We start from the raw sequence: 13,400 nt of genomic DNA on the forward strand, positions 1-13,400 counted from the left end.
AATACGTACTTTTGTTAGAAGAAATAGAATTACTAGAATCTCAGCGCGGTATAGAAAAAGTAACGATTAACGAACAAAAACGAAAAACCGAAGACGAAGCCTTCGACAAGGCACGCTTGGACTTACTTAACAAGCGCCGCCGACTTGAACAAAAGCCAGAATTTGAATCTCTTCAGGCCTGGCGTGACAGCGAAGATGAAAAGCCTATTGAAACAGACAAAGCACAAGAACCAGACTTTATCGTTGAGGAAAGTGCTGAAGTCTTATTAGACTTTATTTCTTTACAGCAAGTTAGCGCGAATGCCTTAGCCAATGCTCTTTAGCAATAGAGCTTGATTCGGTAACACTCGACACTGATATAGCGTGGCACGACATATGAGCGAGAAAAACTCTGAAAAGCCCAAGTCAGATGAAAAAAAGTCTGCAAACTCTCGCTCCAAGAGTGAAAAAACTGAACCTTGGGTGTCTGAAGAGTCTATCAGTAACTTTTTAGGGCGTGTTTCAGGTGCAACCACGAGCGCCTTCAAGTTCGCTAAGAAAACTGGCGGCACGTCCTATAAAGTCGGCAAGGCCATCATTCAGTCGCAGGACCAATTAAAACTTATGGTATCTGCCGGTCAGTCCCTTAAAGACCTTCGCGAGGTTGCCGGCCTGACAGTTAGTGAGCTTAGCGAAGCTGTAAACCTGAAAGATAAGTCCGTTATCGAAGCTGTAGAGAATGGCACAGCCACTCTCTCTTTCGAACTAATACTCCGCCTGGCCGCCCTTCTTGCCAGAAACGACCCTATTCCTTTCATTCTCAAATACAGTAGAACCTACGCACCAGACACATGGAAAATCTTGAATGACTGGGGTGCCGGACGCCTTCCTCTTCATTATGAAAGAGAGCGACAGTTCATCAATATTTACCGTTCTCAAGACCAAGCGAGACAGCTATCGGATGAAGGCTACGAACGCGTTCTTGAGTTTACTAAACAAGCATTCAATATGTCTCTTCACTTTATCGCTGAGCAGGAAGATGCTTTACAAGAAATGATTGAGACTCAAGAGGAACAGATGGAAGTGCTCAGATCCAAAATGAGCCAGGTACATAAGCACAAAACGCAAGCACCAAGCGATGATAGTGATGCAAAACAAAACTCCGATGAAACGCCAGCTGAGGGCAAACCCAATGAACAGCAAAAAGACGCGCCCTGATCTCCCCTCCCTTTAAGCACTCTTTTCATCGAAGTTCGTGATATAGTCCCCTAAAGATTCTATTCATCCTCTAGCCTACGACACTGAAGTATAACTATTCGTTAATATTTTGAGAAAACGCAACCTTACCGAAGGCAATATCAGCCAGCAGCTCTACAAAATGACGGTTCCTATGATTGGCGGCATCTTGGCCATCATGTCGATGAACATTGTAGACACCTATTATGTCGGACAACTCGGCACTCGCGAACTCACCGCAATGAGTTTTACCATTCCAATTATCTCTATCCTATTAAGTCTGGCATTTGGCATTGGCATTGGAACTTCTTCCGTTATCGCTCGTGCAATTGGGGCTCAACAACATACCTTAGTGCAAGCATACTGCACACAAGCGATATTAATCGCCCTGATCGTAGCCATCTGCTTTGCCGTACTTGGCTACCATTTTATGGATCCGATCTTCACCCTACTTGGCGCACCGCAGGACTTGTTTGAGCTCATACATGAGTTTATGGATATTTGGTTTCTAGCCAGCTTTGTAGTGGTTATACCGATGGTCGGTAATTCGGCTATTCGCGCTGCCGGCAATACAAAACTACCCAGCATGGTTATGATAAGCGTTGCAATAGTGAATATGATATTAGACCCCATTCTAATTTTCGGCTTGCTTGGTTTCCCTAAACTTGGGCTAGCTGGCGCTGCCATATCAACCGTTTGTGCGTATTCGATTGCCCTGGTAATTGGTTTGTATGTATTGATAAAGAAGTTCGACTTCTTGAGCCTTAAGAGCTGCTATGGCCGGGTATTACAAAGCTGGCAGGCAATCCTCAAAATAGCTGTTCCCGCTGTAGGAACAAATCTAATTGCACCACTTTCAATCGCGATAACAACCTGGCTTGTAGCCCGATTCAGCCCCGAGTCTGTTGCCGGTTTTGGTGTTGCGTCACGTATTGAAGCAATCTTTCTTGTCGTAATTATGGGGCTAACCTCCATTATGGGCCCTTTTGTTGGCCAAAATTGGGGCGCAGAAAAACATGACCGGGTTTTCGAAGCACTTAAGATGAGCTTCAAGTTCGTTGCACTTTGGGGACTGGGGGCAAGCGTTTGTTTATGGCTATTTGCCAAGCCTCTAACCGGGTTGTTTTCGGCAGACGAATCAGTTATTGAGTCCTCCACCCTCTACTTATACTTAGTGCCTATCAGCTATCTATTTCTTGGCATCATTATGCTGAGCTCGTCAGCAGCTAACGGTATCGGCAGACCAATGCCCTCTTTGGTCATGTCACTTCTACGCTTAATCGTAATTTTTATTCCCTTGGCATTAGCGCTTGGTAATTTTTTTGATCTCGCGGGTATATATCTGGCCACAAGCCTTGCTAATATAATAGTTGGCACGGGTGCACTGTATTGGGTGCGCCACCTCAATAAAAGTAATTTAAAACATTCTTCACATATGGAACTCAAAGAGAGCAAAAGCAATGCCTAGAAACAATCGACTTGTCTACTCCACCGAAACAGGGCGAACTTGTCCAGAGTGTGAACAAGCCATTGACGAATGCACTTGCTCTGCAGACCAAACTCCAGAGGGAGACGGCATCGTACGTGTAAGCCTCGACACGAAAGGCCGAAAAGGCAAAGGTGTGACCGTCTTAAGTGGAATACTGCTAAAAAACAACGAGCTAAAAGGTCTCGCCAAAGAGCTCAAAAAGAAATGTGGTGTCGGTGGTGCAGTGAAGGATGGAAATATCGAAATCCAAGGCGATCACCGTGAACTGCTATTGAAGATTCTTACTGAGCAAGGCTACAAAGTAAAACGTTCAGGCGGATAAACACTAAAAATAGGAAGACAGATATGGAACTAGTTATTGGTAATCAGAATTATTCATCATGGTCACTTCGGCCCTGGCTATTACTGACTCACTTTGACATCCCGTTCGACGAAATTAAAGTATTCCTTTTTGAAGAAAATACCCATCAGCGCCTCGCGGATTACTCCCCCACCTTCAAAGTTCCTGTACTGATTGATGACAAGGAAGGTAAGGACCTTACAGTCTGGGACTCATTGGCAATTTGTGAGTATGTTTCCGAGCAATATCTTAAAGGTAAAGGCTGGCCTGAAGACCCAAGTGACAGAGCCACTGCCCGAGCCTACTGCGCTGAAATGCACTCAGGTTTTCCAGCCTTAAGAAGCGCCCTGCCTATGAACTGCCGGGCTACTCGTAAAGTCAACCTCCATGAGGACTGCATTAAGGATATTCAACGCATCGACGGCATGTGGCAAGATGCGCTCAACCGCCATGATGGCGATTGGTTGTTTGGAGAGTTCTCCATTGCCGACTGCATGTTTGCTCCGGTTGCTTCCCGTTTTGCGACTTATCAAATTGAAGTATCGGATACCAGCAGAGCTTATATCGACCGCTTGCTTACCCTACCTTCAATGAAGCATTGGTACGAAGCAGCCCTAAAAGAAAAAGAAGTGATCGGAGAAGATGAAGCCGGCACCGACGTAGACTAGCACCAGCTCGCTTCATAGCCCGGTTTCGACAAGACCTCTTTAATATTGGCTCGTAATATTCGGTAACCAACGTTTCCAAAGAGTTCTTGTCGACCATTATTCATAATCCATGAAGGACTGCCTTTAATATTCAGTTCTGCTGCTTTCTGATAGTCGCTCATCAATAGTGCTGCCGCATCACCTTCATCAATCAAGGTTTTTAATGCATCGCTATCCATACCACTTTGCTTAGCCAGCAAGAGCACATTATCAAGCAAGCCCACATCCAGATTATCGACAAAAAAACTTTTTTGCACTAACAGCATTAAATCAGCAGAGCGCTGAGGGCTATACGCTAGCTCACAAGCCTTGAGGACTAAGTGCGCATTCAAAGAGGATTTTGGCCGCACAGTCTTCCAGATTTCCGGGTTAACCGGCGCATTATCATAAGGAGCCGCAGCATCTTGCACATGACGACCGAAGCCTTCGTAGCCACCGCGCTCCCCCCATTGTTTTGCCATTCGCGTTTTCGTATCGCCGAAGAGGTTAATATAGTGTCGGCGCAGCAAAACCTGCTCCCCCCACTCTTCTTTCATTTCCTCAATTCGTCTTTGGGCAATCCACGCCCAGATACACAGAACATCACTAAAGTAATCGATTACCAAGGGCTCGTTATTGTTCACTTAACCTTCCTCTTTTAGCTCACATCATCAATTAAACCTTAACTATATTAGACAATACTAATATAGTTTTAGGAATATACCTAGTGATTGACGTAAAAGAGATGTACACTCTGCGAAAATTACTCCCTCAAATCTGTCTGAACAGGTACGTATACTTTGGCAAAAATCGGTCGCAATAATTTATTAGAAGTTATCAAATTCGAGCCTCAGGGCGCCTACCTACAAGGCGGCTGGCTTGGTGAAATACTTCTGCCAAAACGCTATGTGCCTGAAGATTGTGAAGTTGGTGATCCGCTTAATGTTTTCGTCTACCTTGACTCCAAAGATCGCTTTATCGCCACGACCCAAACACCACGGGCGCAAGTGGGCGAAGTCGCGTTTTTAGAAGTAACGGATGTAAATAATATCGGCGCTTTTTTAGACTGGGGGCTACCAAAGGATTTGCTGGTACCTTATAACCAACAACATATGACAATGGAAGTTGGAAAGTCTTACCTTGTATACATATACACTGATGAAGAAACTCACCGCATTGCCGCGTCAACAAAACTCAACAAGTATATTGGTCGCCTCCCTAACGATTATAAACAAGGCCAAAAAGTAGACTTAGCAATCTCTGCTACAACGGACTTAGGCTACAGTGCCGTTATTGACAACCAATATTGGGGCCTTTTATTTTTTAGTGATGTCGTCCGCCCCCTCAAGATTGGCCAAAAAGTTAAAGGCTTTATCAAGCAAGTTAGAAATGACGGTAAAGTAGACCTGTCGCTTCATGCTCCCGGATTTAAGAAAATAGAAAATTTAGCCGAGAGAGTGCTCGACAGGTTAGAAAAAAGTGAAGGCTACCTGCCTCTTTCTGACAAGAGTAAGCCAGAGGAAATATACGATGCATTTTCAATCAGTAAAAAAGCATTCAAGACCGCAATAGGCACACTTTATAAACAACGGCAGATCCGTATAGAGAGTGATGGTATCTACCTGATTAAAACCGGCGAATAATATAGCGAGACACACAAGGTGCATGACCAGTCCCACGACCCTCTTCATGGAATGACTTTAGAAAAGATTCTTATAAAGCTTGAATCTCATTTCGGCTGGGAAGAACTAGGCAATAGAATTCCTGTTCGTTGCTTTCAATACGACCCGAGCATTAAGTCCAGCTTAAAATTCCTAAGAAAAACCCCTTGGGCTCGTAGCAAAGTTGAAGCGCTTTATATCGACTTATGTAACAGCCCATGGCAGAAAAAATAGCTGCCTAAATAAATTAAATACGACTATTTTTTGCCCAGGCATAAAATGTTACGTTTTTTTTCAAACTTTCGAAAAAAATCCTGTATACTACCGCAAATTTTTTTCCGCCCTGAACTTATTGAGTAGAATAATGACAGATCTATCCAAATACAGAAATATAGGCATCTTCGCTCACGTTGATGCTGGTAAAACAACCACTACAGAACGTATTCTAAAGCTAACTGGTAAGATCCATAAGACTGGTGAGGTTCACGATGGTGAATCTACAACTGACTTTATGGAGCAGGAAGCTGAGCGTGGTATTACTATCCAGTCTGCAGCGATCACAACCTTCTGGGATGATCACCGCATGAACATCATAGATACTCCTGGACACGTTGACTTCACAGTAGAAGTATATCGTTCTTTGAAAGTTCTTGATGGTGGTATCGGTGTATTCTGTGGTTCTGGTGGTGTTGAACCTCAATCAGAAACAAACTGGCGTTATGCAGATGAGTCTGGCGTTGCTCGTATCATCTTCGTAAACAAGCTTGACCGTCTAGGTGCTGACTTCTTGAAAGTTGTTGACCAGGTAGAGAACGTACTAGGCGCTAAGCCGCTAGTTATGACTCTTCCAATCGGAACCGAAGATGACTTTGTTGGTGTTGTCGATATTCTTTCTAAGAAAGCTTATGTTTGGGATGACACAGGCCTACCTGAAAACTTCAAAGTAGAAGACGTTCCAGCCGATATGGTTGACGATGTAGACATGTATCACGAGCAGTTGATTGAAACAGCTGTTGAGGTTGATGACGACATCATGATGGCGTACATGGAAGGCGAAATGCCAACTACGGAACAGATCAAAGCCTGTATTCGTAAAGGTACTAATGACCTGACATTCTTCCCTACTTACTGTGGCTCTGCATTTAAGAACAAAGGTATCCAGTTAATTCTTGATGCTGTTGTTGACTACTTGCCTTCACCCACAGAAGTTATTCCTCAGCCATTGACTGATGAAGTGGGCGAGCCAACTGGCGAAGTTGCTACAGTTGCTGTTGACGAGCCATTCCGCGCACTTGCATTTAAGATCATGGATGACCGTTTCGGCGCACTTACCTTTATCCGAGTTTATTCAGGTAAGCTGAACAAAGGCGACACAGTACTTAACTCCTTCACAGGTAAGACTGAGCGTATCGGCCGTATGTGTGAGATGGAAGCTGAAGATCGTAACGAGCTAGATTCAGCTCAAGCTGGTGACATCCTTGCAATCGTCGGCATGAAAAACGTTCAAACAGGTCACACACTTTGTGATCCCAAGCACGAATGTACACTTGAAGCGATGGTCTTCCCTGAGCCAGTAATCTCGATTGCTGTTAAGCCTAAAGACAAAGGCGGTTCTGAGAAAATGGGTATCGCGATCGGTAAGATGGTTGCAGAAGATCCAACATTCCAGGTTCACACTGACGAAGACTCAGGTGAAACAATTCTACGCGGAATGGGTGAGCTTCACCTAGACATCAAAGTAGACATCCTGAACCGTACTTATGGCGTTGAGCTAGAAGTTGGTGAACCTCAGGTTGCATACCGTGAAACAATCACGGCTGAAGTTGAAGATTCATATACGCACAAGAAGCAGTCTGGTGGTTCTGGTCAGTTCGGTAAGATCGATTACCGTATCAAGCCAGGTGAGCAGAATTCTGGTTTCACATTCTCATCTACAGTTGTAGGTGGTAACGTACCTAAGGAATTCTTCCCAGCTATCGAGAAAGGCTTCCAAAGCATGATGGAGACCGGTGTTCTTGCTGGCTTCCCAGTACTAGATGTTGAGGTTGAGCTGTTCGACGGTGGTTTCCACGCGGTTGACTCCTCTGCTGTTGCATTTGAAATTGCTGCAAAAGGCGCTTTCCGTCAGTCAATTCCAAAGGCACAACCTAAGCTTCTTGAGCCAATCATGAAGGTTGACGTATTTACGCCTGAAGATCACGTTGGTGACGTAATTGGTGATTTGAACCGTCGTCGTGGCATGATCGAAGGTCAGGATGCAGGCGCTTCTGGCGTGCGCATCAAAGCAAATGTACCACTTTCAGAAATGTTTGGTTACATCGGCTCACTACGTACAATGACCTCTGGTCGTGGTCAGTTCTCTATGGAATTTGATCACTACGCACAATGCCCTAACTCTGTTGCTGAAAAAGTAATGGAAGAAGAGCGTGCAAAGAAAGCAGCTAAGTAATCTTTAGCTAGCCTTCAAAAAAGCGATCTTCGGATCGCTTTTTTTATGCCTGCAATTTAGCTACAAACCTACAACGACCAAATCAAAATGGCACCGGGATAACCACGTACATAACTCTACTCAGCTTCATTTATACGCAGCAATACTGTTATAGACCAGCGACTTAGCTTTCCCGACCTGAAAGAAATACACTATTCTGGAATAGCTAGAATTTCCCAGGCACAAAAAAAGGCGAGCTAATGCTCGCCTTTAGTCATTCTAAACCATACTACTGAATAGTCAGTGGGCTAGTCGTTAAAAGTTTACCTACAGCACTCCCTGCCGCAATACCCAGCGTTTTCGTGAAGCGCTCAAAGGGGTCTGGCTGCGGCGTAAAATCAATAATTTCCTCAGCTCCAACCACTTCTCTTGCAACATAACCTGCACTACCCAAACCATCAACCAAACCTTTTTCCAAGGCCTGCTCACCACTCCAGATCAGACCACTAAAGATCTCTTCATCAACCTTCAACCGCTCTCCACGCCCTTCTTTCACTTTAGCAATAAACTGCTGATGCGTGGTATTCAGCACCGACTCCCAAAACTCAACCTCATCACCCTTTTCATCGCTAAAAGGATCTAGAAAGCCCTTATGAGCTCCCGCTGTATATAAACGTCTTTCGACGCCAAGCTTCTTCATCGTATCAACAAAACCAAAACCTGAAGCCACTACACCGATAGAACCAACCAAACTTGCCTTATCAGCGTAAATCTTATCCGCAGCCGCAGCAATGTAATATGCACCTGAAGCACCAATATCGCTGATCACTGCATAGAGTGGCGTTTCAGGGTATAAGCCACGAAGTCGTTTAATTTCATCATAAACATACCCTGATTGAACCGGGCTGCCACCAGGACTATTAATGCGCAAGACAACAGCTTGAGTTCCCTCAGCTTCAAAAGCTGCTCTCAAACCCGTCACCAAAAAGTCTGCATTCGCCTCTTCGCCTGAAGCAATCACACCTTCCAGATTAACCAATGCGGTATATTGTTCAGTATCACTTATCTTATCCGGCGATAAACCCTCGCTCATCATAAACAATAAGACAAAAAGATAAGCAAATGTTAGCAGCTTAAAAAACACACCCCAGCGACGAGCCTTACGCTGCTCAACACCTAACTGAGAAACAGTCTTTTCAATCAACTTCCACTCTTTAGTATTATTCTCTGAATCCAAAATTTACTACCCTCTAACTTACATTCAGCTTTATCAGCTCTGAAAAATGATCAATTATTGCTTTTGGCTCATGTACGGACAAGCGACTCACTTCATGAACCCCATAACTCACACCGATTGCATCCATCCCGAAATTTGAAGCCATCTTCAAGTCATACTCCGTGTCGCCAACCATCACGCACTCTTTCGCAGGCACACCATAGTATGAACAAATCTCTTCCAGCATCATTGGGTGAGGTTTTGAGCGTGTTTCGTCCGCACAGCGCTCAATATCAAAATAGTGCCCAAGCCCGGTCGCCTTTAACGCGAGATTCAAGCCATTTCGACTCTTACCTGTAGCAACTGCCAAACTAAGACCACCCGCCTTAAGCGCCTCAAGCGTCTCAATAACGCCGTCAAACAGATTTTCCTGCGTCATCTCACGGCGAAAAAAGAACTCCGCATAAGATTGCCGCATATTTTCAACATCCTTATCCGACAGGCTTGGATACAAGCTTTGCAAAGCCTCCACCATCCCTAAACCAATAATATTCTTATAGGCATCATGCCCGAGATCGGGCAAGGAGAGCTTATTAGCGGCATACTCAAGACTCGCAACAATATGCTGCTCAGAGTCGACTAAAGTCCCGTCCCAATCAAATATATATACAGGGTACTTCATAACACTACACCAAGCCCATCTTTTTCAAATTAGCTTCATATACTTCGTCGTAGGGCGCCTCAAAACTCATCGCCCTACCGCCAGGCAAGGTAAAGTGAATCTCTTTTGCATGCAGCATCAATCGAGCTTTTTCCATTCCTCTAAACTGCACCAAATCGCGCGGGATATACTTATCATCCCCCACAATTGCATGCCCGGAAAATGCGGCATGAACACGAATCTGATGAGTTCGCCCGGTCACCGGCTTAGCTTCGACTAAGGTAAAATTCTCAGCACTAGATAAGATCTTGAACAAGGTCTGACTTGGCTTCCCGTCCTGGTGTACAACAACAATGCGTTCACCAGATTTTAATTCATTCTTCTTAAGGGGCGCGTCAACGCGCTTTTTATGCTTTGGCCACTTACCGAAAACGGCCATATGGTAAATCTTGTTAACCTCATCATTACGAAACTGCGCATGCAAGTCTCGCAAGGCAGGCCGCGACTTAGCCACCAAGATACAACCCGATGTATCCCTATCCAAGCGGTGCACCAACTCAAGAAACTGGGTTTCCGGGTAACGCTTGCGTAGCGCCTCAATTAAGCCGTAATTAACGCCACTTCCGCCATGCACAGCTAAACCGGAAGGCTTGTTGATTACTAGCAGCTGCTTATCTTCATAAATAATAGCTGAGGCAATAAACTCAAGAAGATTGTCACTCACCCTAATAGCGCCTTTAGAGCTACTTGCAACAACAATCGGTGGAATTCTAACAAGGTCATCAATCGCCAATTTGGTTTCAGGCTTGCAGCGCCCCTTATTAATCCGCACCTCACCCTTTCGAATGACTTTATATATTTTAGACTTTGGCACACCCTTAAGCTGAGAAAGCAAAAAGTTATCGACTCGCTGCCCTTCATTCTTTGCCGTTACTGTTACGATGCGGACAGCTGGCCTGTCATTTGTTTTGCGCTTTTCACCACCTTCAGCGGCTTGTTTTTCACTCATTCTATTCTCTACTTAGATCACCCTGAACTTTGGATGCGCCTTAAAAATCAGTCATATTACTTGATATATTTGCTGCGACAAGTAATTACTGCTATATTTCTGCGTTGTTGTAAGGAGCCCGCTCGCTGTGATCGATTAGCAGTAACAGACAATATAGAGTGAGTGACAAGAAATCTCAGGAATACAAACTTGGTTCATCCGTTTTTTCCACTGTCATCAGCCCACCTTCAACACACTGGTCCCGTAAAAAAGTTACATTGAAAGGCGCATTCCCCTATATAGATTCAGCTGAGTTCAGTCAACTATATAGCTAAAAGCCCACGGAGCAGTAAGACGACAGATTATATAGACAGAAAACCGACAGCTATTTGCTTGCGACACAAGCTAAATAGGCGTTGAAAGTTTTGTACGCACGCAATGAAAAAGAATACATAAAGCGAGCCTTTCCACCAACAGAGTGAAAAGTAGAAAGTACAGACAACACGACACGGTATAGAAAGCTCTGTCATGTCGTAAATTAATTAGGATTCCAGAGCAATTTAAGCTCTGGAAATAAAACTAAAGCGTGGAATCGCATTAGGAAAACAGAATTTATAGCCCGTAAGTGATGCAGACAACAAAGTCTTGCGATTGAACGCAGACCATTAATGTTAGTACGCACTATCACTTACTTCTTAGCGTTGAAAGGCAGCACCGGACTTGAGCGAGCATAAATACATATGCCCAGATCATTTGAAGGAAGCAATAAGACCAGACAATAGTTAGGAAATAGAAGTAAAACCAACAAACGCCATATGTGGCCACTTCCCCACCGCGAATTTGTCACGGGTACTGGGTGTTGCTGCTATGTATTGGAATTTGTTAGCTCGCTAACTTGATTTATAGCTGAGTAATTTTACTTTAAACCAAGCTGTCTTCCTGCGATTTCCAGCACAAAACTGGATTTCATTCATGAAAAGAATGCTTATAAACGCAACTCAAAGTGAAGAGTTACGTGTTGCCCTTGTAGACGGCCAAAAACTCTACGATCTTGATATCGAAGCGAGTTCTCGCGAACAGAAAAAAGCAAACATTTATAAAGGTAAGATCACTCGTATCGAGCCCAGCCTTGAAGCTGCATTTGTTGATTTTGGTGCTGAGCGCCACGGTTTCCTCCCTTTAAAAGAAATCTCTAAAGAATATTTTGACCCCGCTGCCGGTAAAGGCCGGGTCAATATCAAGCAAGCCTTAAGAGAAGGTCAGGAAGTTATAGTTCAGGTTGATAAAGAAGAGCGTGGCAACAAAGGCGCCGCACTGACGACCTTTATCAGCCTTGCCGGTCGTTACTTGGTTCTTATGCCTAATAACGCACGTGCTGGCGGCATTTCTCGCCGCATCGAAGGCGACGACCGCTCACAACTTAAAGAAGCCATGTCCGGCCTTGAAACGCCACGCAACATGGGTGTTATCGTTCGTACTGCTGGCGTAGGTCGTTCAACAGAAGAGCTACAATGGGACCTTGATTACCTTCTACAATTTTGGGAATCAATTACCAGCGCTTCTGAAAGCCGCCCCGCTCCTTTCCTCATATACCAGGAAAGCAATGTCATCATCCGTGCTATTCGCGATTACTTGCGCCAGGACATTGGCGAAGTACTTGTTGACGCACCGCTTGTGTTTGAAGATGTTCTAAATTTCGTTCGTTCAGTTATGCCTGCTTATGAAAGCAAGATCAAACTCTACCAAGACGAAACGCCATTATTCAGCCGTTATCAGATCGAAGCTCAAATCGAGACAGCGTTCCAACGCGAAGTAAAACTGCCTTCTGGCGGCTCAATTGTTATCGACCCAACGGAAGCACTTGTTTCAATCGATATCAACTCAGCTCGTGCAACTAAGGGCAGCGACATTGAAGAGACAGCACTTCAAACTAACCTTGAAGCTGCAGAAGAAATTGCTCGCCAGCTTCGTTTACGAGATATGGGTGGTTTGGTTGTTATCGACTTTATCGATATGGGCCCTGCAAAAAATCAACGTGACGTTGAAAACCGCATGCGTAAAGCCCTAGAACTTGACCGCGCACGCGTTCAGGTTGGCAAGATATCTCGTTTCGGGCTCCTTGAAATGTCACGACAGCGTTTACGACCTTCACTAAGTGAGACCCGCGCAGCAGTATGCCCTCGCTGTAGCGGACAAGGTACGATTCGTGACGTTGAATCTTTAGCACTGTCAATCATGCGCCTAATGTATGAAGAAGCCTCTAAAGAGAAAACAGGTTCGGTCCAAGCAGTCCTGCCGGTTCCTGTCGCTACTTTCTTATTAAACGAGAAGCGCCAACAAATTCAGGAGATTGAACGCAGGCAGTCTGTTCGCGTTATCATCATTCCTGACATGGCTATGGATACGCCTCACTATGAGTTACGTAGACTTCGTGAAGACGAAACCAGTGATGATCAAGCTAGTTACAAAATAGAAACAACACAGCCAGAGGAACAAGCAGTTCCAACAGCCGCAGCAAAAGAAGTCGTGCGCGAAGAAGCTGCGGTTAAATCTATTTCACATGCTAGCCCTGCACCTCAAGTTTCAGCGCCTGCAACTGAAGCTGCACCTCAAAAGCAAGCTGAGCAAAGCGAAGAAACTGGCCTAATGAAGCGTTTGAAATCCAAGCTATCGGCAATGTTCAGCGCAGAAGAGAAAGCCTCCTCTGTTGCTAATG

At 44.8% G+C, this 13,400-nt stretch carries 13 protein-coding genes; 9 read left to right on the top strand and 4 right to left on the bottom strand.

Annotated features, from left to right (window positions below; all coding sequences use genetic code 11):
• The 5 genes from A3756_RS05510 to A3756_RS05530 all read left to right on the top strand — a co-directional run.
• The coding region (locus tag A3756_RS05510) for a carboxy terminal-processing peptidase (protein WP_197481195.1) at positions 1-323 on the top strand (323 nt) is incomplete at its 5' end.
• Between the two features lie 52 nt (positions 324-375).
• On the top strand, positions 376-1,197 hold the full coding sequence (locus A3756_RS05515) for a RodZ family helix-turn-helix domain-containing protein (protein WP_068507942.1): 822 nt from the start codon (positions 376-378) through the stop codon (positions 1,195-1,197).
• 109 nt (positions 1,198-1,306) lie between these two features.
• Entirely contained in the window at positions 1,307-2,683 is a 1,377-nt protein-coding gene (locus tag A3756_RS05520) for an MATE family efflux transporter (protein WP_082870300.1), read from the top strand.
• Positions 2,676-3,026 carry a translation initiation factor Sui1 gene (locus tag A3756_RS05525; protein WP_068507944.1) on the top strand — a complete coding sequence of 117 codons (351 nt, stop codon included), beginning with the start codon at positions 2,676-2,678 and terminating at the stop codon, positions 3,024-3,026. The genes A3756_RS05520 and A3756_RS05525 overlap by 8 nt, the downstream gene beginning before the upstream one ends.
• A gap of 23 nt (positions 3,027-3,049) precedes the next feature.
• Positions 3,050-3,712, top strand: coding sequence for a glutathione S-transferase family protein (locus tag A3756_RS05530; protein ID WP_068507945.1), 663 nt, complete (start codon positions 3,050-3,052; stop codon positions 3,710-3,712).
• Here the strand turns inward: A3756_RS05530 and A3756_RS05535 are convergent.
• The gene (locus A3756_RS05535; RefSeq protein ID WP_068507947.1) at positions 3,709-4,374 is read right to left on the bottom strand and encodes a DsbA family protein; all 666 of its coding nucleotides are present in this window, start codon (positions 4,372-4,374) and stop codon (positions 3,709-3,711) included. The genes A3756_RS05530 and A3756_RS05535 overlap by 4 nt on opposite strands.
• A gap of 156 nt (positions 4,375-4,530) precedes the next feature.
• Between A3756_RS05535 and A3756_RS05540 the strand changes: the two genes are divergently transcribed.
• From A3756_RS05540 to fusA, 3 genes are all read left to right on the top strand, one after another.
• A complete protein-coding gene (locus A3756_RS05540) occupies positions 4,531-5,373 on the top strand; it encodes a S1 RNA-binding domain-containing protein (protein WP_068507950.1) in 843 nt (280 codons plus the stop codon).
• Between the two features lie 18 nt (positions 5,374-5,391).
• Positions 5,392-5,625 (top strand): VF530 family DNA-binding protein, encoded by a 234-nt coding sequence (locus A3756_RS05545; protein WP_082865102.1) that lies wholly within the window; start codon positions 5,392-5,394, stop codon positions 5,623-5,625.
• A 130-nt stretch (positions 5,626-5,755) separates the two neighbouring features.
• Positions 5,756-7,840: an elongation factor G gene (fusA, locus tag A3756_RS05550; RefSeq protein WP_068553036.1), complete on the top strand. Its 2,085-nt coding sequence runs from the start codon at positions 5,756-5,758 to the stop codon at positions 7,838-7,840.
• 268 nt (positions 7,841-8,108) lie between these two features.
• Here the strand turns inward: fusA and A3756_RS05555 are convergent, their stop codons facing one another.
• Genes A3756_RS05555 through rluC form a run of 3 tightly spaced genes read right to left on the bottom strand, consistent with a single transcriptional unit; the run spans position 8,109 to position 10,705 of the window.
• Positions 8,109-9,056: a S49 family peptidase gene (locus tag A3756_RS05555; protein ID WP_231872200.1), complete on the bottom strand. Its 948-nt coding sequence runs from the start codon at positions 9,054-9,056 to the stop codon at positions 8,109-8,111.
• A 13-nt stretch (positions 9,057-9,069) separates the two neighbouring features.
• Positions 9,070-9,717, bottom strand: a complete 648-nt coding sequence (locus A3756_RS05560; protein WP_068507955.1) for an HAD-IA family hydrolase — start codon at positions 9,715-9,717, stop codon at positions 9,070-9,072.
• A 4-nt stretch (positions 9,718-9,721) separates the two neighbouring features.
• Positions 9,722-10,705, bottom strand: a complete 984-nt coding sequence (rluC, locus tag A3756_RS05565; protein WP_068507957.1) for a 23S rRNA pseudouridine(955/2504/2580) synthase RluC — start codon at positions 10,703-10,705, stop codon at positions 9,722-9,724.
• Between the two features lie 951 nt (positions 10,706-11,656).
• Here rluC and rne point away from each other — a divergent pair.
• The coding region (gene rne / locus A3756_RS05570) for a ribonuclease E (protein WP_082865103.1) at positions 11,657-13,400 on the top strand (1,744 nt) is incomplete at its 3' end.

The organism is Oleiphilus sp. HI0086 (assembly GCF_001635225.1).